Raw genomic sequence first — 20310 nt, 5'->3', positions numbered from 1 at the left:
CCCGCGTTAACCTCCCCTCCAATTCCCCGCACCCGAACCGCAACCTGCCCCTCCTAGCGTTGACGGGTCACCGGCGGAAACGCCGGCCCCGTCATCCAGGAGGAACCATCACATGCGCAAAGTCCTGACGTCCGCGGCAGCCGCCGCCCTCATCGCCGCCGCGTTCGCTTCGGCAGGTCCCGCCGCCGCCGCCCCGGACACCGACGCCGGCACGCCGTCGTCGAACGCTGCCGGAGGGGCGCAGGCAACAACGGCCCCGAAGGTAAACGAACGCAACGGCTCCTTCGACCTGCAGTCCCACCGCGGCGGCCGCGGCGAATGGACCGAGGAGTCTCTGGCCGCGTTCACGAGTTCCCTGGCGCTGGGCGTGACCACCCTCGAGCTGGACACGCACCTCACCGAGGACGGCAACGTGATCGTCTGGCACGACGACACCATCCAGGCCACCAAATGCATCGACACCGCGCCGGCCACCGCCGGCGACCCCGAATTCCCCTACGTGGGCGACCGCGTGGCCGAACTGTCCCTGGCCCAGGTCAAGACGCTGAACTGCGGCTACGCGCAGCTGGCCGGCTACCCGGAGCAGGATGTGATCGAGGGCAACCGGATCGCCGAGCTCAAGGACGTCTACCAGCTGGTGCGTGACGCGGGCGCCGAGAAGGTCCGCTTGAACGTGGAGACCAAGGTGGAGGGCAGCCAGATCGGCGGCGCCGGCATGGAATCCCTCACCCGCGCCGTGGTGGCCGAAATCCAGGCCTCCGGCATGGCGGACCGCACCACCCTGCAGTCCTTTGACTGGTCTTCCCTCAACCTCACCCGGGAAATCGCGCCCGAGCTCACGCTGGTGGCGCTCTCCAGCGGAGACGCCTGGATGGGTGTGGGCCAGCCCGGCGCCAGCCCCAACCTGGGCGGCATCGACATCGACGACTACGACGGCTCCCTTGCCAAGGCGGCAGCCGCCCAGGGGTATGACGTCATTTCCCCCGCGTTCCGCTCCGTCACCCCTGAGATGATCGCCGAAGCCCACGGGCTGGGCCTGCCCGTGATCCCCTGGACCGTGAACACCACCGCGGACATGCAACGCCTGATGGACCTGGGTGTGGACGGCATCATTACCGACTACCCCACCCGCCTGCGCACCCTCATGGAAGAGCGCGGCCTGAAGCTGCCCAAGGCCTACTCGCTGCAGGGCTGATTTCCGGACAATGCCCGACGGCGGCTGCCGGACATCCGCGCAGGAGTCCGGCAGCCGCCGTCGTGCCTTTGCACCACGCCGGGGCGGAGGCGGATTTCGGCCCCGGGCCCGACGTTGGTAGAGGTTAAAGGATGCAAGACCTACTCAATCCCGCCATGCCCTTCATTGCCGTCACCCTGGCAGTGGCCGCAGGCCTGGTCCTGTCCTGGCTGCTGCGCAAGCTCGTCCTGCGCCTCAACCGCAAGCGTCCGGAACTGCAGGCCACGTCCCGGGTTGCCCGCCAGCCGCTGCGCCTGGCACTGTGCCTGATCGGCGTCCGCACCGCGCTGGGACTCACGGCAGCCGGCGAAAGCTGGCACGGCGCCGTCGACCACCTGCTGCTGATATCCCTCATCGGCTCCCTCGCCTGGCTGGCCGTGGCCGTACTGCTGATCATCGAGGCGGTGGTCCTGGGCCGGTACAGCGTGGACGTTGCGGACAACCGGCGCGCGCGGCGGCTCCGGACGCAGATGATCCTGGCCCGGCGGATCGGTGTTGCGCTGGTGGTGGTGCTTGCCGCCGGTTCGGTGATGCTCACGTTCCCGGCCATCCAGGCCCTCGGCGCCGGGCTGCTGGCCTCCGCCGGGGTCATCTCGATCGTCGCCGGCCTCGCAGCGCAGACTTCCCTGGTGAACGTCTTCGCCGGCATGCAGCTGGCCTTCACGGACGCCATCCGCGTGGACGACGTTGTGGTGGTGCAGAAGGAGTGGGGCCGGATCGAGGAAATCACCCTCACCTACGTGGTGGTCCACATCTGGGACGACCGCCGCCTGATCCTCCCGTCCACCTACTTCACCACCACGCCGTTCGAGAACTGGACCCGGCGCCAGTCCGAGGTGATGGGCACCGTGGAGTTCGACCTCGACTGGCGCGCCCCCGTGGAGGACATGCGCGCCGAGCTGCGGTCCGTCCTCGCCGGCACGGACCTGTGGGACGAGCGCGTGGGCATCCTGCAGATCACCGACGCCACCGGCGGGTTCGTCCGGGTGCGCATCCTGGTCAGCGCCGCGGACAGCGCCGCGCTCTTCGACCTGCGCTGCCTCATCCGCGAGGCCATGGTCACCTTCCTGCAGCAGGGCCATCCGGAAGCGCTCCCCCAGCAGCGCTGGACCGAGGCAGCGTCCGACGGCGGCACCTCCACCCGCCGCCGGCAGCCATTGCGGGGGCTGGGTACGTCCAGCCGGGACGGCGCCCGGACGGCCGCGGATCCGCACGAATCACAGCTGTTCACCGGCTCGATCGAGGCCGTGCAGCGCTCGCGTGCCTTCACCGGCCCCGGCGAGGATGTCTTCCAGGACCGGGACCAGACCCTGGCCGCACGGAACTAGGAAAGGCCCTTGATATGTGACCAAATGGTCACATATCATTGTCCCCATGGATGCCGTGTTCAAGGCACTCGCAGACCCCACCCGGCGGGAGCTCCTTGACGAGCTGTTCCGCGAGGACGGGCAGACCCTCGGCGCCCTCGAAAGACGCTTCGACATGAGCCGGTTCGGGGTCGCCAAGCACCTCAGGATCCTGGAGGAAGCCGGACTGGTGGTGGCCCGCCGTCGGGGGCGTGAAAAGCTGCATTTCCTGAACCCGGTGCCCATCCGGCTCCTCCACGACCGCTGGGTGAGCAAATATGCAGAACCATGGGCCGCTGGCCTCAGCGACCTCAAATCCAGATTGGAAAGTCCCATGGAAAAAATCTTCGAAATCTACATCAAGACCACGCCGGAACGGCTCTGGGAAGCCATCACCAACAGCGAGATCCGCAGCAAGTACCAGTTCGGGAACACCATCGAAACGGACTGGACCCCTGGCGGCAGCTTCACGATGAACAACGTCAAGGCGGGTGCTCCGCTGGGTGAGGGCGAGAACCTGGAGGTGGACCCGCCCCGCCGGCTGGTCCAGACCATGCGTGCCCTCTGGGGTGAGGACGTCAAGGCCGAGGGAACCTCGAAGGTCACGTGGGACATCGAGCAGGTGGGCGATTCCTGCCGCCTGACCGTCACCCACAGCGACCTTCGCGAAGGCGCCAACGAGCAGCTCTACGGCGGCTGGCCGATGATCCTCTCCGGCCTGAAGACCTGGCTGGAGACCGGCGAGAAGCTGACCACGCCCGGCTCGCTGATGTACACCTAGGGCGGCCGCCCCAACTAGGTGCGGGGTGCGGGGCGCCGCCGCCACAGCAGGCTCACGCCGAACGTCACCGCGCACAGGACCAGCATCGCGAGGACCATCCGGGCCCAGCTTTCCTGGTCCACGCCGCCGCCCGCGAAGACGCCGATCATCACGGTGGCGGTGATGGCGCCCACATACCGGCAGGTCTGGTAGATGCCCGCCGCAACGCCGCGCTCCTGCGGCCCGATGGAAACGAACATGCCCTGGTTGGTGGCGATGCCCACCGTTCCGTACGGGACGCCCATCAGGGCAGTCAGCACCACCACCAGCGGAATCACCAGCGTGCCGGTCAGCAGCCACATCAGCGCGGCCGCCACGGTGAGGATGACGACGCCGGCAATCAGCACCCGCCGCACGCCGAACCTTCCCATCGCCCGGACCGCCCAGGGCGTGGCCAGGACGGACAGGCCCGCCAGCGGCAGCATCAGGAGGCCCACGACGCCGGGATCGTAGCCGCCGGCTTCCTGGAGGAGCTGGGGAAGCCCGAAAAAGACAAAGTAGTACACGCTGCTGAACACCGCGAAGGCCAGGTAGATGAGCATCAGGGGTTTGTTGCGTCCCAGCAGCCTCAGGTCAAGGAAGGGGCGGTCGAAGCGCAGCTCGCGCCAGGCGAACAGTGCGGCGATGAGCGTTCCGGCGGCCAGCATCCACCAGCGGTAGGCAGGAAAGACGTTCAGTGCGGCCATCATCACCAGCAGCAGCGCGGCCACGAATCCCAGGATCCCGGGGATGTCCGAGTCGCGCAGCAGCTGCGCGACGCTGCCGCGCTCCCGGGCCTTGTCGCTGGGTGCCGCCTGGCGGACGATCAACAGTGCGGCCAGCGCCAGCGGGACGTTGAGCAGGAACAGGGCTTCCCAGCCAACGAGGCTGACCAGCAGTCCACCAACGACGGGGCCCACCGCAGCGGCCGAGGTGTTCACCATCTGAAGCCGGCCAAGAGGACGCGCCGGCTCCACATTGGCCCGGTGCGCAATGGCCCCCACCATCACCACAGCGCTGGGGTACGCGGTGGCCGTACCGAGCGCCATCACCGCACGGGCCACGCAGAGCAGGGCGAAGTTCGGGGCAAACGGCGCCAGCGCACACGTCACCGCGACCAAGGCCATGCCGAGCATGAACATCCGCCGCGGGCCGAACCGGTCCGCCAGCCTGCCCATCACGGGCTGGCCTGCCGCGGACGCGAGGTAGAAGGACGTGACCACCCAGGTGACGGCGGCGACGTCGAGCCCGAAGTCCGCGCGGAGCACCACCAGGGCAACGGCGATCATGGAGGAGTTGAGGGGGTTCAGTGCCGTGCCCAGGCTGAGGCCGGCGACGGCCAGGGCAGTCCGGGGTTTGTTGCTCACGGAAACAGTCTGGCGCACACGGTGCCGGCGGCGCGAGTTGATGGACTATCCGCCCTGGTTCCCGGCCTGCACCGGGGGGAACAAAGCTTCTTCAACCAGTCCGGTCAGTTCGCGGATGGTGTCGGCCTGTCCGGCAGCTTCCCCTCCTTCCGCATTCTCGGTGTAGATCACCAGCGCAAAGGATGAGCCGCGGTAATCCAGGACCGCGGCATCGTGCAGGTGCCGGTCGAACTCCCCGTACTTGTGGAACACCTCGATTCCGGCCTGGGAGCCGGCGGGGATCAGGTCCTCGTTGTTCGTGTCCTGCATATAGCCGAGCAGTTCCGCCGTATTTTCTGCGTTCAGCAGGTCCCCGGCGTAAAGCTGTTTGAGGACACTGGCCATCGCGGCAGGAGTCAGGAGGTTTTCCTCGGGATCGTAAGTAACCCCGATCGAGGCGGCGTAGGCGATCAGCTCCGGGTAGCCCACGGCATTCATCAGGAGCAGCCAGGAATCGTTGTTGCTTTGGTTCACCATCGCTTCAAGCTGGAACGCCGCGTCGTAGTCCCCCAGGGGGTCGTCGAGGCGCGCCTCGCCCTTTTCCACCAAGCGGTAGTAGGCCGCTGCCGTGATGATCTTTGCCGTGCTCGCCGCGTTGAAGGCCTCCTGGTCCCCGAAGGTCAGGGCTGCACCACCGGAAACGTCCGCCAGGGCCACCCCGATCCGGTAGCCGGCCTTTTCCGTCAGGAGTGAGTCGATGCGGTCCTGCAGGGAATCCGGGGCGGCGGCAACAGGCTCCGCGGGCGCGGCCGCCGGGACCGATCCCTCCAACCCGTCAAGCGGCACCGAACGCTGGACGGCCAGGACAAAGGTGGCGGCAATCACGAGCGCCACGGCACAAAACAGCACCGCAAGCCTTCGCCTTCCCGCCCCGCGGCGGCTCGGGCGGGAGTCCGGCCCGGACGAAAACTTCTTCTGGTCCACCGACATAGGGGCTCCTGTCTCCTTCAACAACCCGGTCTGCATCACGCGGCCCCAGCGCACGCGATGCGATGTTGATTAGACCATTGAAGGTTGGGAGCGGCCTGATAAGCCGCAGGCGCGCCATGTCCCGCACCCCTTTGTGGACATGGCACCCGCGTCCGCGCAGGTGCGATGTCCGTCAGCGGGTGCGGGCAGCCAATGCGGCGTCCAGGAACTCCAGGTGCGCGGGAGCAACACGCACTGTGTGATCCGCGTAGTCAGGATGCTTGGCGAGGAATTTCTTGATGTAGGGGCACACCGGGACGATGCCCATTCCGGCGCTGACCGTGGCACCCAGCGCGGCGGTGGCGAGCTGGCCCGCCAGTCCCTGGCCGCCGTACTCCTCGTTGATCACCGTGTGATAGAAAATCCGCTGCGGCGCGGCGCCGCCGTCGTAATCCTTGTATGCGGCCTTGCCGATCACGTTGCCGGCGTCGAGGATTTCGAAGCGCCCGCGGCCGGGGTTGTGGCGGACGGTGATGTCGCTCAAGGGGAATCTCCTTCTGTGCGGTGTGTCCTTCAGCTAACCACAGCCGAGGGACACTTGTTCCCGCACCCTTCCCTTGCCCGGACCCACCGTCCGCCAGTCCGGGTTAACTCAGGTAGCCGTTCGGGTTGAGGACGTACTTGGTTGCTGCACCGGCGTCGAACTCCGCGTAGCCCTGCGGCGCCTCCTCAAGCGTGATCGCCTTGGCGTTCACGTTCTTGGCGATGTTCACCTTGTCGTTCAGGATGGCCATCATCAGCTGCCGGTTGTACTTCATCACCGGGCACTGGCCCGTGGTGAAGCTCAGCGACTTGGCCCACCCGGTACCCAGGCTCAGGCTGAGGGAACCCTTCTTGGCTGCCTCGTCGATGCCGCCCGGATCACCCGTCACGTACAGCCCCGGGATGCCCAGCGCACCGCCGGCAGCGGTGATGTCCATCAGCGAGTTCAGCACGGTGGCCGGCGCTTCTTCGGCATCCTTGCCGTGTCCGTGGCCCCTCGCCTCGAAGCCCACCGCGTCCACGCCGCAGTCCACTTCCGGCACGCCAAGGATCTGCTCGATCTGCTCCGCCGGGCCTCCCTTGGTGAGGTCCACCGTTTCGCAGCCGAAGCTGCGCGCCCGCGCCAGCCTGTCCTCGTTCAGGTCGCCAACAATCACGACGGCGGCGCCCAGCAGGTGCGCGCTGGTGGCCGCTGCCAGGCCCACGGGGCCGGCCCCCGCAATGTACACCGTGGAACCAACCCCCACACCGGCACTCACGGCGCCGTGGAATCCCGTGGGGAAGATATCCGAAAGCATGGCCAGGTCAAGGATTTTCTCCATGGCCCGGTCCTTGTCCGGGAACTTCAGCAGGTTCCAGTCGGCGTACGGCACCAGCACGTAGTTGGCCTGGCCGCCCACCCAGCCGCCCATGTCCACGTATCCGTAGGCGCTGCCCGGGCGGTCCGGGTTTACGTTCAGGCAAATGCCCGTCTTGCGCTCCTTACAGTTCCGGCACCGGCCGCAGGCAATGTTGAACGGCACAGAGCAGAGGTCCCCGACCTTGATGAATTCAACGTCACGGCCCACCTCCACCACTTCGCCTGTGATCTCATGCCCCAGCACCAGGTCCGGCGGTGCCGTGGTGCGGCCGCGCACCATGTGCTGGTCCGAACCACAGATATTGGTGGCCACGGTCTTGAGGATTACGCCATGGTTGACGGCGCGCCCGACGTTTGCCGGGTTGACGCCCGGCCCGTCCTTGAGTTCGAACGTTGGGTAGTCGATATCAATCAGTTCGACTTTTCCCGGCCCCTTGTAGGCAACGGCTTTGTTCCCTGTCATCTTTTTCTCCTGTTATCCCACGGATGGCCCGGTGGGGCGGCCGTGATTCATGAGTGGTGATGCGCACCCCGCCGGACAGGCACCGTCCAGCATCTGCTGGCAGCTCATGAAACAGTTGCCGGAGGGCATCCTCGAGGTGGGGTGCGCCCAGTCTAAGCACGGGTGGGCCGTCATATCTAGAGGTAGTAAGCCCGGCTGTCTACCCGTTGATGAATTGGGGGTTGCGCCGGCTGGAACCAATGACTTCCGCGGCGAAGCCTTGTAGTCTCGGCACGGAGGACGACCCAACGATCGCAAGCGACCGAAAAACCAAGGAGCGGACATGCCAGCCAACGAGGACGAAATGCAGATCCTGGACCAATGGAGCAACCGGCTGGCCCAGGCGCTGCAGATCCTGGACCTGAAAGTGGACCACGAACTGCTCCTGGACCTGGCCCGGAAATCGGCCGGGTCTGTCACCCACGCCGCAGCCCCGGTGACCACCTTCATGGTGGGCTACGCGGCTGGGCTGCAGGCCGGAACCGGCAGCGCAGGCAACCGCGGGAACGCGGCTGCCGCGGTGGCCAAAGCCGCGGACACCGCCTTCCAGCTGTGCGAGGACGGGCACGACGGCGGGCCCGCCCGCAAAGGCTGGGCGGACACCGCGCAGTAGTCGCGCCGCTTTGTACCGCGGCTTATCCCGCGGCCGTTGGCTCCTCACGGAAGGCGGCAACGGGCTCAAGACGGACGATCACGGCTTTGGAGACGGGCGTCTGGCTGCCCTCCGCCACGCTCTCCAGCGGCACCAGCACGTTGGCTTCCGGATAGTAGGCTGCAGCACACCCGCGGGCTGAGGGATAGGACACCAGCCGGTAGTTGCGGAGGACCCGCTCTGCGTTGTCCCCGTACACGCCGCGCACGTCCACGTGCTGCCCGTCTTCAAGCCCCAGTTCGGCAAGGTCCGCCGGGTTCACGAACACCACTTCGCGGCCCTTCTTGATGCCGCGGTAGCGGTCGTTGTGGCCGTAGATGGTGGTGTTGAACTGGTCGTGCGAGCGCATGCTCTGCAGGATCAGGGTGCCGGCCGGCCGCTCCACATGCTCGAGCTCGTTGACGGTCAGCATGGCCTTGCCGGTGGGGGTGTTGAACGTTCGGGAGTCGCGGGGACCGTTCGGCAGGACGAAGCCGCCGTCCTGCCTGACCTTCCGGTTGTAGTCCTCGCAGCCCACCACCACGTGGGAGATGTGCTCGCGGATCAGGTCGTAGTTCTTTTGGAAGCCCGCCCAGTCCGCCGCGATCCGGTCCCCCAGCACCCGCTGCGCCATCCGGCAGACGATGGCGACCTCCGAGAGCAGGCCGGGCGCCACGGGTTCAACCGTGCCGTGGGAGGCGTGGACGGCGCAGACGGTGTCCTCCACGGACACGAACTGCGGGCCGGACTCCTGCCGGTCAATCTCGGTCCGCCCGAGCGTGGGCAGGATCAAGGCCTCGGCGCCCGTGACCGCGTGGGAGTGGTTGAGCTTGGTGGAAACGTGGACGGACAGTTCGGTGCCTTCCATCGCCGCCTCGGCAGCCCGGGTGTCCGACATGGCGCCCACGAAGTTGCCGCCCATGGCGATGAAGACCTTGATCCCGCCGTCGCGCATCTGCCGGATGGTCTCCACCGCATCCGCGCCATGCGTCCGCGGCGGTTCGAAGCTGAATTCCTTGCCCAGGGCGTCCAGGAATGCCGGCGGCATCTGTTCCCAGATCCCCATGGTCCGGTCGCCCTGGACGTTGCTGTGCCCCCGGATCGGGGAGGCGCCGGCGCCGGGCTTGCCGATGTTGCCGCGCAGCAGCAGCAGGTTGATGATTTCCTTGATGGTGGCCACGCCCTTCTTCTGCTGCGTGATGCCCATCGCCCAGGTGATGATCACCTTCTCCGCGGCCAGGTACCGGGCCGCGAGCTCGTCGATTTCCTCAGTCCGCAGGCCCGTGGCCTCAAGGACGGCGGCCTCGTCCAGTTCAGCAAGGTGCGCCCGGAGTTCCTCGAGGCCGTCGCAGTGCTCCTCCAGGAACTGGTGGTCAAGCACCGTCCCCGGATGAGCGGCCTCGGCATCGAGGACGCGTTTGGAAACGGCCTGCAGCAGCGCCATGTCGCCGCCGATCCGCACCTGCAGGAACTGGTCCGCCAGGTCGGTGCCGCGGCCGATGATCCCCTTCACCGTCTGCGGGTTCTTGTAGCGCATCAGCCCGGCCTCGGGCAGCGGGTTGACCGCCACGATCCGGGCACCGGCCTCCTTCGCTTCTTCGAGTGCGGTGAGCATCCGGGGGTGGTTGGTGCCCGGGTTCTGGCCCATGATGATGATCAGCTCGGCCTTGGCGAAGTCGTCATAGGAAACCGTGGCTTTGCCGATGCCGATGGTCTGGCCCATGGCCCAGCCCGAGGACTCGTGGCACATGTTGGAGCAGTCCGGCAGGTTGTTGGTGCCGTATCCGCGGATGAACAGCTGGTACAGGAAGGCTGCCTCGTTCGAGGTCCGGCCGCTGGTGTAGAAGGCTGCCTGGTCGGGGCTGGGCAGCGAATTCAGCTTGTCCGCAATGATCCCGAACGCTTCGTCCCAGCCCACGGGCCGGTAGTGGTCTTCGCCTGCAGGCTTGTATACAGGCTCCGTCAGGCGCCCCTGCATGCCCAGCCAGTACTCGGACCGCTCCCGCAGCTCGCTGACCGGATGCTCCGCCCAGAATTCGGACCCGATCACCACCGGGGTGGCCTCCCAGGTCACTGCCTTGGCGCCGTTTTCGCAGAATTCGAACGTTTTGCGGTGGCCCGGGTCCGGCCAGGCGCAGCTCATGCAGTCGAACCCGTCCTTCTGGTTCAGCGCCAGCAGGGTCTTCCGCGACCGGTCCAGGCCCATGTGCTTGAGCGCCGGCTGCATGGAATGGTAGACGCCGGGCACGCCGGCAGCCCACGTTTTCGGGTGGCCGCTGACTTCAATCTCAGACTCGTCAGCCTCATCGACTTCGGGGTTTTTGCGCGTCACTGCTGGTTCTCCTCGCATTAAGCCGGTACCTGCCACCCTCCGGATGTTCGGGGGTCCGGGCTCTTTCCACACTTGTTCAGGGGAACCGGGAAGTCAAGGAAAACGGCCTCTTGTCCGGGACCACCCTCCGCGAAGGACGGACGACGGCGCTTCCCGGCCGCGATAGGCTGGTCACCTCGGCTGAAGCAAGCGGCCGCGGGAACCACTCTGCGGAGCGCCTTTCATGTCCGACGATCTTGCCCTGTCCGCCCTCGCGGCGTCCTCCTTTTCCCTGCCGCACCTGCGGGACGGCCAGCTGGCCGGCATGGCCGCGCTGGCCGGCGGCCGTGACGTCCTTGCGGTGATGCCCACCGGCTACGGAAAATCTGCGATCTACCAGGTCGCTGCCCTGTTCCTCCACAACAAGACCCGGCGGCCCGCCGTCGTGGTCTCCCCGCTCATCGCACTGCAGGAGGACCAGCTCGACGGGCTGGCCGCGGACCTGGGGGCGGGCGCCGCCGTCGCCGTCAATTCGTCCCGCAGCGATTCGGAGGTGGAGGCCGCGTGGCACGCGGTGGAAGCCGGCAAGGCCGCGTTCCTGTTCCTCGCCCCGGAGCAGCTGGCCAAGCAGAAGACGGTGGACCGCATCGCCGCCCTGGACATCACGCTGTTCGTCGTAGACGAGGCCCACTGCGTCTCCTCCTGGGGCCACGATTTCCGCCCCGACTACCTCAGCCTGGGCAGCGTCCGTGAACGGCTGGGCAATCCCCCCGTTGCGGCCCTCACCGCCACTGCCTCGCCCCCGGTCCGGGACGAGATCGTGGAGCGGCTGCGCATGAAGGACCCGCTGGTCCTGGTGCACGGCTTCGACCGGCCCAACATCAGCCTGGACGTCGTCCGGCACCATGAGGACAAGGGCAAGCGCCAGGCCGTGGTGCAACAGGTGGCGGCGATGGCACGGGACGGGCAGGGCCTCCTCTACGCCGCCACCCGCAAAGACACCGAAAAGTACGCCGCCAAGCTGGGGAAGGAGGGGCTGCGCGCGGAGGCGTACCACGCCGGCCGCTCCGCCGCGGACCGCGAGCGCATCCACGAACAGTTCCTGGCCGACAAGCTGGACGTCGTGGTGGCCACCACCGCGTTCGGCATGGGAATCGACAAACCCAATGTGCGCTTCGTGGTCCACGCGGACATTCCCGAGTCGCTGGATTCCTACTACCAGGAGATAGGCCGGGCGGGGCGTGACGGTGAGCCCGCTGCGGCCGTGCTGCACTACCGCTCAGAGGATCTGGGCCTGCGGAAGTTCTTCGCAACCCACTCCGCCGATCCCGGGGCGCTCCTGGCCCTGCTGAAGGTCCTCAAGTCAGCGGGCGCGCCTGCCCCCAGGTCTTCCCTTGCCGAACTCACGGGTTTGCCGGCCCGCCGCATCACCTCGCTGGTGAACCAGCTGGAGGAAACCGGCGCTGTCACGTCCGGCAGGCGCGGCGTCCGGCTCGCCTCCACGGCGAAGCTGCCCGCCCTGGTGGGCGGCGTCGTCGAACTCGCCGAAGCCCGGCAGCGCGTGGACCAGTCCCGGCTCACCATGATGCGCGGCTACGCCGAGACGGACAGCTGCCGGCGGCAGTTCCTGCTGTCCTACTTTGGCGAGGACCTGCCGGGGCCGTGCGGCAACTGCGACGCGTGCGCCGATGCTGCCGCGAAGAAGCCGGCCCTTCATTCAGCGGACGACGGCGGCAGTGCTTCGGGCGATCAGGCGGAGGAGCGGTTCCCGCTCCAGTCCGCCGTGGTCCATAAGGAGTGGGGTCCGGGGCTGGTGATGCGGCACGAGGAGGACGTGATGACCGTCCTGTTTGAACAGGAGGGCTACAAAACCCTCTCGCGGACCGCCGTGATGGAACACGAACTCCTGAAGCCCGCGTAGGTAGGTAGGCTGGGAAGAGACCCCAACGAAAGGCCCGCCGCGTGGAAGTACCTTCTTATGTCTGGACCCTGACCGTCATTGGGATCGTAGGCCTGCTGGCCTTCGACTTCTTCTTCCACGTCCGCAAGGCACACACTCCCTCGCTCAAGGAATCGGCCGTCTGGTCAGCCCTCTACGTGGGCATCGCGCTGCTTTTCGGGCTCGGCGTGCTGCTGTTCGGCGGACCCACCATGGGCACCGAGTACTTTGCCGGGTACATCACGGAGAAGGCGCTGTCCGTGGACAACCTCTTCGTGTTCCTCATCATCATGGCCAGCTTCCGGGTGCCCCGCGCGGACCAGCAGAAGGTGCTGCTGTTCGGCATCGTCTTTTCCCTGATCGCCCGCACGGCATTCATTTTCCTCGGCGCGGCACTGATCAACAGCTTCGCCTGGGTGTTCTACATCTTCGGGCTGATCCTGCTCATCACCGCCGGCAACCTGCTCAAGCCGGACAGCCACGACGACGACTCCGACGGCCTGGTGGTCCGGCTGGCCAAGAAGCTCCTGCCGGCGTCGGAACACTACGACGGCGACAAGCTCTTCACCGTGCAGGACGGCAAGCGCGTCCTCACCCCGATGCTCCTGGTGATGGTGGCGATCGGCGGCACGGACATCCTGTTTGCGCTGGACTCCATCCCGGCAATTTTCGGCCTGACGCAGAACGTGTTCATCGTGTTCACGGCCACGGCGTTCTCCCTGATGGGCCTGCGGCAGCTGTTCTTCCTGATCGACGGGCTGCTGGACCGCCTGATCTTCCTTTCCTACGGCCTGGCCGTCATCCTGGGGTTCATCGGCGTGAAGCTCATCCTGCACGCCCTGCACGAGAACACCCTGCCGTTCATCAACGACGGCGAGCACGTGAACGTGGTGGAGGTCAGCACGGGCGTGTCCCTGAGCGTGATCCTGGGCGTCCTGGTGGTCACCGTCCTGGCATCCATTTTCAGCCCCAAGGGCAAGGCCAAGAACGCCGTTTCCGGTGCCAGGCGGCATGCCGTTGAATACCTGGACCTGAACTACGAGACGGACATGAACGAGCGGGACAAGATCTTCGCCGCAATGTGCCGCGAGGAGGACCAGATCCGCAAGCTCCCGGAGAAGTACAAGCGCCTCATCCGGAACGAAACCGAGTTCATGGACCTGCTGCGCTCCGCCCATGCCGAGCATGACAAAGCCCAGGTGCGGGCGGCCGCGGAGGGCTGACCGCCCACCCAACTAGGTAGCGCCAAGTGTCGTTTTGGGGGCTCAAAACGACACCTGGCGCTACCTAGTTCCGGGGCCCGGCTGTTTGTCGGTGCCTGTTGCTAGGTTTGATTCAGGGCCAGGGGAAATCCTCCTCCGGCCCGCCGATGACGGCCCGGCTGTCGATGGGGAGGCTCCGTGTTCCTGCTTGAAGCTGCTGCGGCCGGCGCGCCGCCGGACCTGGTGTTTTCCGCCAGCGACCTTGTGGCCGCCAGCGAGTGTGAGTACCGCACGCTCCGGGTCCTGGACGAGAAACTGGGCCGCTCCCCCAAGGCGGTCTTTCCCGCAGACGAAATGCAGGTCCGCGCCGGCGAACTGGGCGACCGGCACGAGCAAACCGTCCTGGCCAGCCTGCTTGCCAAGTACGGCGAATGGGATGCCGGCCGGGGTGCGGGCGTGTACTCCCTTGATCGTGGCCGGAACGGCCGCGGGGAGCTGCAGGCCAAGCATGCCGAAACAGAGCTCGCCCTGCGGTCCGGGGCGGACGTGGTCTTCCAGGCCACGTTCTTTGACGGCGAGTTCCTGGGCTACGCGGACTTCCTGGTCAACGAAGCCGCGGGCACCGGAAACCCCGGGCGCTATGAGGTCTGGGACACCAAACTCGCCCGGCACGCCAAGGTGGGCGCGCTGCTGCAGCTTGCGGCGTACGGGGACCAGCTGCTGGGGATGGGCATTGAGCCCTCACCAGTGGTCACGCTGGTGCTGGGCACACGCATAGGTGAGGACTGGCTCCGCAGCAGCCATTCGCTTCCGGACCTGCTGCCTGTTTTCCGCGAACGGCGGCGCCGTTTCCGCGAACTGGTTGCGCACCACAGGGAGGCTGGCGCCACGGTGAGGTGGCAGCAGCCGGGAATCGTCCACTGCGGCCGGTGCGATTACTGCGCCGAGCAGGTGCAGCTGCACCGGGACCTCCTGATGGTGGCAGGGATGTCGGTGGTGCAGCGAAAGAAACTGCACGCCGCCGGCATCATCACTATCGACGAACTTGCGGCGATGCCTGCCGGGGACGCCCGGAATTCCGTGGCCCGGCTCCGGTCGCAGGCCCGAATGCAGCTGGGGCTGGACGCCGTCGCGGGCTCCCGGACGTTCACCAAGGACGGCCAGCCGCACACAGTCGCGTTCACTGTCCTGCCCGGGAACACCATCGGGTCACTGCCGCCTCCCAGCCCCGGGGACATCTTCTTCGACTTCGAGGGAGACCCCCTCTGGCAGGATCCCGCCACCGGAGCCTGGGGCATCGAATACCTGTTCGGAGTGGTCGAGGCACCGGCTCCAGGCCACCACGGCGACCCGGTGTTCCGCCCGTTCTGGGCGCACTCCAGGTCCGGGGAGCGCCGCGCCTTCCTGGCTTTCCTTGGCTACGTGGAGGAACGCCGGGCACGGTATCCGGACCTGCACGTCTACCACTACGCACCGTACGAAAAGACGGCACTCCGCAACCTCTCGCTGGCGCACCAGGCCGGGGAGGAGACAGTGGACAGCTGGCTCCGGGAAGGGCTGTTGGTGGATCTTTACGCCACTGTCCGGCATTCGCTGCGCATTTCCGAGCCCTCGTATTCCATCAAGAAACTGGAGCCGCTCTATATGGGCAACAACCTGCGCTCGGGGGACGTGACGGACGCGGGTGCCTCGGTGGTGGCCAACGCCGCCTATTGCGCGGCCCGCGATGCCGGGAACATGGCGGAAGCGGACAAGGTCCTGGCGTCCATCTCGGACTACAACCGTTACGACTGCCTGTCCACGCTCCGGCTCCGGGACTGGCTGCGCGAGGTGGGGGCGCAGGCCGCAGCGGCCGCAGCGCCCCCGGAACGCCAGGGCGCAGCCGAAGGGCAGGGCGCTGCCGAAGGGCAGGGCGCTGCCGAACGACGGCCAGCGCCGGAACAGCGGCCTGTCCCCGAGGAAAGTCCGGCGGAGGCCCGGCTGCGCGGGTACTTGGCAGATCTTCCGGACAACCGCCCCTGGACCGACGACGAACGCGCCATCGCGATGGTGGCCGCCGCCACCGGCTACCACCGCCGCGAGCGCAAACAGTTCTGGTGGCAGCACTTCGACCGCGTGGAAGCACCGCTTGAGAACTGGGCGGACCAACGGAACGTGTTCGTGGTGTCCTCGGCCGAGGTCACCTCCGACTGGGCGCTGGCCAAGCCCCGGGAGCGCATGCGGACGCGGGTACTCCGGCTCCGGGGCACCATGACCGAGGGGTCCGATTTCCGCGCAGACTCCACCTGGTGCCGGCTCTACGACGCACCGCCGCCGGAGGGCATGGCCGCCCCGGACGCTGCTCCCGGAGCACGCGCCTACGCCTTCGGGACGAGGATCAGCGAGCTTGCTCCGGCGCCTGACGACCCGGAGCACACCATCGTCACCATCGCCGAGCGCGAGTCGGGGAAGGTTGCCGCCTACCCGCACCTGCCCGTGGCCCTCACCGAGGACCAGCCGCTGGCCACCGCGAGCATCGAAGCTGCGATCGCGGAGATCGCCGCCACCGTCGGAGCGTCCGTTCCTTCGCTCCCGGCGCAACCCGGGCTGGACATCCTGCGCAAGCAGCCCCCGCGGTTCAGCACCCTGGCCGGGCCCGTGGACGTGCCCCACAACACCGATGGCAGCGCGGACTACGCTGCGGCCATCACGGCGTCCCTCCGGGACCTTGACCGTTCCTACCTTGCCGTGCAGGGGCCGCCGGGCACGGGAAAGACGTACGTCGGGGCCCACGTCATCGGCCGGCTGGTGAAAGAAGGCTGGAAGATCGGCGTGGTGGGCCAGTCGCACAACGTGGTGGAGAACCTGCTCTGCCGCGCCATTGCCGCCGGCGGCGTTGACCCGGCGGCGGTAGCCAAGAAGCTGGCGTCCCCGCACGATGTTCCCTGGAAGTCCGGCAGGGACGGCGACGTCGCCCGGCTGCTTGCGTCCTCCGGCGGCTGCCTGGTGGGCGGAACGGCGTGGACCATGACCGGCAAGGAAGTCCCCGCCGGTTCCCTGGATCTGCTGGTGATCGATGAAGCCGGGCAGTTCTCGCTCGCCAACACCCTTGCCGTTTCCCGGGCCGCCAAGCGGCTGCTCCTGCTCGGCGATCCGCAGCAGCTGCCACAGGTCACCCAGGGCGCGCACCCGGAGCCCGTGGACGAGTCCGCCCTGGGCTGGCTGGCCGCGGGACACGCCACCCTGCCTGCCAGCCTTGGCTACTTCCTGGCCGACAGCTGGCGGATGCACCCGGAACTGTGCCGCGCAGTTTCCGGGCTCAGCTACGAAGGAAAGCTGCAGTCCGCCCCGGCAGCATCGCAGCGGAAACTCGAGGAGCTGCCACCCGGCGTCGAAACCGTGTTCGTGGAGCATACCGGCAACACCACAGCGTCCAGGGAAGAGGCGGCGGAGGTGGTCCGCCAGGCACGGCGGCACCTTGGGCTGAAATGGACGCCGGGGGCGCAGGGCGAGGCACGGCCCCTCGACCAGCAGGACCTGCTGGTGGTGGCCGCCTACAACGCCCAGGTCCACCTGGTCCGGAAAACCCTGGAGGAAGCCGGGCTGCCGGATGTCCGGGTGGGGACCGTGGACAAGTTCCAGGGCCAGGAAGCGCCCGTTGTACTCGTATCCATGGCCTGCTCCGCCGTGGCCGAGGCGCCGCGGGGAGCTGAGTTCCTGCTTAACAGGAACCGGATCAATGTGGCCGTGTCACGCGGGCAATGGCGGGCCGTGATCATCCGCTCCCCCGAGCTCACCAGCTACATGCCGCACAAGCCCGCCGCGCTGGAAGAGCTGGGCGCCTTCATCGGCCTCAGCCCGCGGGATTGAGCCGATTGAGCACGGAATTGAGCACGGAGCTGCAGGGCTCAGCGCGCCCGGAAGCTGCGGAAGTTTCCCTCGGCCGCGGAGATGGAGTCCTCCACGCGCTCCACACGCCCGGGGGTGCGTTCGGAATTCAGCCAGGTCCGGAGCTCGTTGATTTTCCACTGGGGTCCCTCGGCAACCAGGCCGACCGAGCCGTCGGCAAGGTTCTTCACCTCGCCGGTGAGGCCAAGCTCTTCCGCTTTGCCCATAGTCCGGTAGCGGAAGCCCACCCCCTGGACCACCCCAAAAACCCGGGCCGTCAGCCGCACCGAACCCGCCTCGGATGACGCGGCTGCGTCGGATGAGGCGGCTCCCTCAGAAGGATCGGGCACCCCGGATGACGGACCTGCGTGCCGTGCCATGGTGCCTCCCCTCCGTCAGTGCCGTCCCCTCCCAACTAGGTAGCAGTAAGTGTCGTTTTGAGCGTCCAAAACGACATGGCGCTACCTAGTTGGGAGGGGGCACGGGAGTTAGTTGATGGTGATGTCGCGCGTGCTGTGGTTGTAGCGGATGGTGACCGGACCGCCGGCGTGGTGCAGCTCGTGGTTGGGGCCGTCGAACACGCCGAACGCGCCGTAGTTCTCATCCCAGGACCGGTTGAGGGCGATCTTGAAGGTGTAGAAGCCGGCGGGCAGTTCGGTGCTCTTCTTCCAGAGCTGGTCCAGGAAGTCGAACTCCATCTGGGCTTCGTCGTACTGCGGTGCCCAGTTCTCCGGAGCACCCAGGATCGTGTTGAAGTCGCCGGCTACGGCCACCGCCTCGGGCTGCGGGTGCGTCTCAACATCCGCGTCCTCGAACGGCTCCGCTGCCACGGGTGCAGCGGTTTCAGTTGCCTTGGCCGGCGCCTTGCGGGTGCGGACGGCTTTGACCACGGGCTCGACGGCGTCCTCGAGCACCTTGGCTGCCTTGCCCACGGCGGCGGCGGCCTTCTTTGCCGGGGTCTTCTTGGCGGGAGCCTTCTTGGCGTCGGCGGCCACGGCTGCCGGGGCTGCCGTTTCGGGGACCGCGGTGGTCCTGCGCACGAAGCCCTCGGGAGCAGTGGGAACCTGGACATCGGCCGGCACTGGAGTGCCGGCGTCGAGCGCGGTGGCAAAGGACACGGCGTCCGGGAAGGCAACCGTTGCGCGCATGCCTTCGTCAGTGATGGTCCAGCCGGAGCGGCCCTTGACCAGCCAGCCGGCCTTGACCAGCTTTGCGGTGGCCGAGGTGAGCGTCTTGTGGCCGCGGGGAATCCCGCCGCTGAGCAGTTCGGCCTCGTGCTCGTTGAACGGCACGCGTGCCGTAGCCTCCGCGAGGACTTGCCCCGCGTTCAGTGCATCGCCTGACCACACGCCTTCGGTCAGGACATCCAGCACGGTCTTGAGGCGAAGGAAGGTGTTTTCTGCGGTGGACTTGGCCATGGTTCCCCTTTATAAAAGCGATCGGTCATAGGCATCTTGCCAATTGCCGGTTAAATCGCGCGACTTGAAATGGTTAACAATGCGTGTCGTGACCGACTATTAAGCGGACATCCCAACAAATGAGGCTGAGGTCTCGGGAAACGGGCTGACTGCACAACCCTTGAGCGCTGACATGGGTGCGACATTGCACTTCCCAGACACGCCTGCGGCACCTATATTAGCCGGATTCACCAGCGGCTGTTGCCTGGGACACGTTAGGCGCCCGCCACTTCGCCGCTGTTCAGTTCCTCCAGCAGTTCCGCCTTCCGTTCCTCGGAGGCGAAGGACGAATGGATCGAGTTCGCTGCCAGCCGGGCCTTGTCGAAGTCGGACAGCTCAAACACCGCCCCCAACTGGGCGAAGTTGTCGTCCACGTAGCCGCCAAAGTACGCGGGATCGTCCGAGTTGACGGACACGTTCAGCCCGGCCGCGAGCATTGCGGGCAGCGGATGCTCGGCAAGGGTGTCCACGGCCCGGAGCCGGACGTTGGACAGCGGGCAGACGGTGAGCGGAATCCGCGCATCTACCAGGCGCTCCACCAGGTCCGGATCCTCCATGCAGCGGATGCCGTGGTCAATGCGTTCCACGCCCAGGATGTCCAGGGCTTCGATGATGTACGACGGCGGTCCCTCCTCGCCGGCGTGCGCCGTCAGCCGCAGGCCTGCCTCGCGTGCCTTGTCATAGAGCCGCTCGAATTTCGACGGCGGATTGCCCACCTCGGCGGAATCCAGGCCGACGGCGGCAATGGGTGCGTTCATGGCCAGCAGGCTGTCCAGCACTTCCAGTGCCGAGTCCTCGGACAGATCGCGCAGGAACGCAGCGATCAGCAGGGTGGAAATCCCGAAGTCCTCCTGCGACGTTGCCAGTACGGAAGCCACACCGTTGACGCAGGTCTGCAGGGAAATCCCGCGCGAGAGGTGGGCCTGCGGGTCCATCATGATTTCGGCGTGCCGGACTCCGGCAGCAGCAGCCCGCTCCAGGTAGGCCCGGGTCATGTCGGCGAAGTCCTGTTCGGTCTGCAGCACCGCCATGTTCGCGTAGTACAGGTCCAGAAAGGACTGCAGGTCCGTGAACTCGTACCTTTCCCGGAGTTCGTCCAGGCTTGCGTACGGCAGGGCGATGCCGTTTCTCTCTGCGAGCGCGAAGATCAGCTCGGGCTGGAGGGTTCCCTCGATGTGAAGGTGCAGCTCGGCCACCGGAAGGATCCTGGCGGGGACTTCAAGCTCTGCTGCGTCCAGTTCTGTTTCGGGCACGGCAGTGCCGCCGGCAAAGTTATCCATCGGGTCAGGATAATGCCCAGCGCCG

15 protein-coding genes are annotated in these 20310 nt (G+C 66.9%); 7 read left to right on the top strand and 8 right to left on the bottom strand.

Features of this window, described 5'->3' with window-relative positions; all coding sequences use genetic code 11:
- Nucleotides 1–112: 112 nt before the first annotated feature.
- From SMD14_RS04595 to SMD14_RS04585, 3 genes are all read left to right on the top strand, one after another.
- Nucleotides 113–1195, top strand: a complete 1083-nt coding sequence (locus SMD14_RS04595; RefSeq protein WP_321215475.1) for a glycerophosphodiester phosphodiesterase family protein — start codon at nt 113–115, stop codon at nt 1193–1195.
- Nucleotides 1196–1326: 131 nt separating this feature from the next.
- A complete protein-coding gene (locus SMD14_RS04590) occupies nt 1327–2562 on the top strand; it encodes a mechanosensitive ion channel domain-containing protein (RefSeq protein WP_321215474.1) in 1236 nt (411 codons plus the stop codon).
- 46 nt (nt 2563–2608) lie between these two features.
- The gene (locus tag SMD14_RS04585) at nt 2609–3361 is read left to right on the top strand and encodes a metalloregulator ArsR/SmtB family transcription factor (RefSeq protein ID WP_321215473.1); all 753 of its coding nucleotides are present in this window, start codon (nt 2609–2611) and stop codon (nt 3359–3361) included.
- 14 nt (nt 3362–3375) lie between these two features.
- On the opposite strand, the gene SMD14_RS04580 is transcribed toward SMD14_RS04585, so the two are convergent.
- The 4 genes from SMD14_RS04580 to fdhA all read right to left on the bottom strand — a co-directional run bounded on the left by SMD14_RS04580 (nt 3376) and on the right by fdhA (nt 7559).
- The gene (locus SMD14_RS04580) at nt 3376–4746 is read right to left on the bottom strand and encodes an MFS transporter (RefSeq protein WP_321215472.1); all 1371 of its coding nucleotides are present in this window, start codon (nt 4744–4746) and stop codon (nt 3376–3378) included.
- A 45-nt stretch (nt 4747–4791) separates the two neighbouring features.
- Entirely contained in the window at nt 4792–5715 is a 924-nt protein-coding gene (locus SMD14_RS04575) for a serine hydrolase (protein WP_157238963.1), read from the bottom strand.
- Between the two features lie 172 nt (nt 5716–5887).
- Nucleotides 5888–6238: a GNAT family N-acetyltransferase gene (locus tag SMD14_RS04570; protein WP_157238964.1), complete on the bottom strand. Its 351-nt coding sequence runs from the start codon at nt 6236–6238 to the stop codon at nt 5888–5890.
- A 103-nt stretch (nt 6239–6341) separates the two neighbouring features.
- Nucleotides 6342–7559 (bottom strand): formaldehyde dehydrogenase, glutathione-independent, encoded by a 1218-nt coding sequence (fdhA, locus tag SMD14_RS04565; protein WP_321215471.1) that lies wholly within the window; start codon nt 7557–7559, stop codon nt 6342–6344.
- A gap of 322 nt (nt 7560–7881) precedes the next feature.
- Between fdhA and SMD14_RS04560 the strand changes: the two genes are divergently transcribed.
- Nucleotides 7882–8211 carry a DUF6457 domain-containing protein gene (locus SMD14_RS04560; protein ID WP_157238966.1) on the top strand — a complete coding sequence of 110 codons (330 nt, stop codon included), beginning with the start codon at nt 7882–7884 and terminating at the stop codon, nt 8209–8211.
- A 22-nt stretch (nt 8212–8233) separates the two neighbouring features.
- Here the strand turns inward: SMD14_RS04560 and SMD14_RS04555 are convergent, their stop codons facing one another.
- A complete protein-coding gene (locus tag SMD14_RS04555) occupies nt 8234–10561 on the bottom strand; it encodes an FdhF/YdeP family oxidoreductase (protein ID WP_321215470.1) in 2328 nt (775 codons plus the stop codon).
- A gap of 223 nt (nt 10562–10784) precedes the next feature.
- Here SMD14_RS04555 and SMD14_RS04550 point away from each other — a divergent pair, with 223 nt between their 5' ends.
- The 3 genes from SMD14_RS04550 to SMD14_RS04540 all read left to right on the top strand — a co-directional run bounded on the left by SMD14_RS04550 (nt 10785) and on the right by SMD14_RS04540 (nt 17530).
- Nucleotides 10785–12461 (top strand): RecQ family ATP-dependent DNA helicase, encoded by a 1677-nt coding sequence (locus SMD14_RS04550; RefSeq protein WP_321215469.1) that lies wholly within the window; start codon nt 10785–10787, stop codon nt 12459–12461.
- 41 nt (nt 12462–12502) lie between these two features.
- The gene (locus SMD14_RS04545; protein WP_321215468.1) at nt 12503–13702 is read left to right on the top strand and encodes a TerC family protein; all 1200 of its coding nucleotides are present in this window, start codon (nt 12503–12505) and stop codon (nt 13700–13702) included.
- A 177-nt stretch (nt 13703–13879) separates the two neighbouring features.
- The gene (locus tag SMD14_RS04540) at nt 13880–17530 is read left to right on the top strand and encodes a TM0106 family RecB-like putative nuclease (RefSeq protein ID WP_321215467.1); all 3651 of its coding nucleotides are present in this window, start codon (nt 13880–13882) and stop codon (nt 17528–17530) included.
- Nucleotides 17531–17568: 38 nt separating this feature from the next.
- Here SMD14_RS04540 and SMD14_RS04535 read toward each other — a convergent pair whose 3' ends face one another.
- The 3 genes from SMD14_RS04535 to SMD14_RS04525 form a co-directional block, all read right to left on the bottom strand.
- Nucleotides 17569–17928: an acylphosphatase gene (locus SMD14_RS04535; protein ID WP_321215466.1), complete on the bottom strand. Its 360-nt coding sequence runs from the start codon at nt 17926–17928 to the stop codon at nt 17569–17571.
- Nucleotides 17929–18036: 108 nt separating this feature from the next.
- Nucleotides 18037–18966 (bottom strand): glycosidase, encoded by a 930-nt coding sequence (locus SMD14_RS04530; protein WP_321215465.1) that lies wholly within the window; start codon nt 18964–18966, stop codon nt 18037–18039.
- Between the two features lie 254 nt (nt 18967–19220).
- Nucleotides 19221–20285, bottom strand: a complete 1065-nt coding sequence (locus SMD14_RS04525; RefSeq protein ID WP_321215464.1) for an adenosine deaminase — start codon at nt 20283–20285, stop codon at nt 19221–19223.
- Nucleotides 20286–20310 lie beyond the last annotated feature (25 nt).

Origin of the sequence: Pseudarthrobacter oxydans (genome assembly GCF_034258515.1) — a bacterium.
Lineage (GTDB): Bacteria > Actinomycetota > Actinomycetes > Actinomycetales > Micrococcaceae > Arthrobacter.
Note: the sequence above shows the minus strand (reverse complement) of the source record. Positions and strands in the feature narration are given on the sequence as shown.

What these genes read in the sequence shown, in the direction of transcription:
- SMD14_RS04595 (WP_321215475.1), top strand. Translation starts at nt 113, where the DNA reads ATGCGCAAAGTCCTGACGTCCGCGGCAGCCGCCGCCCTCATCGCCGCC.
- SMD14_RS04590 (WP_321215474.1), top strand. Translation starts at nt 1,327, where the DNA reads ATGCAAGACCTACTCAATCCCGCCATGCCCTTCATTGCCGTCACCCTG.
- SMD14_RS04585 (WP_321215473.1), top strand. Translation starts at nt 2,609, where the DNA reads ATGGATGCCGTGTTCAAGGCACTCGCAGACCCCACCCGGCGGGAGCTC.
- SMD14_RS04575 (WP_157238963.1), bottom strand. Translation starts at nt 5,715, where the DNA reads ATGTCGGTGGACCAGAAGAAGTTTTCGTCCGGGCCGGACTCCCGCCCG.
- fdhA (WP_321215471.1), bottom strand. Translation starts at nt 7,559, where the DNA reads ATGACAGGGAACAAAGCCGTTGCCTACAAGGGGCCGGGAAAAGTCGAA.
- SMD14_RS04560 (WP_157238966.1), top strand. Translation starts at nt 7,882, where the DNA reads ATGCCAGCCAACGAGGACGAAATGCAGATCCTGGACCAATGGAGCAAC.
- SMD14_RS04550 (WP_321215469.1), top strand. Translation starts at nt 10,785, where the DNA reads ATGTCCGACGATCTTGCCCTGTCCGCCCTCGCGGCGTCCTCCTTTTCC.
- SMD14_RS04535 (WP_321215466.1), bottom strand. Translation starts at nt 17,928, where the DNA reads ATGGCACGGCACGCAGGTCCGTCATCCGGGGTGCCCGATCCTTCTGAG.
- SMD14_RS04530 (WP_321215465.1), bottom strand. Translation starts at nt 18,966, where the DNA reads ATGGCCAAGTCCACCGCAGAAAACACCTTCCTTCGCCTCAAGACCGTG.
- SMD14_RS04525 (WP_321215464.1), bottom strand. Translation starts at nt 20,285, where the DNA reads ATGGATAACTTTGCCGGCGGCACTGCCGTGCCCGAAACAGAACTGGAC.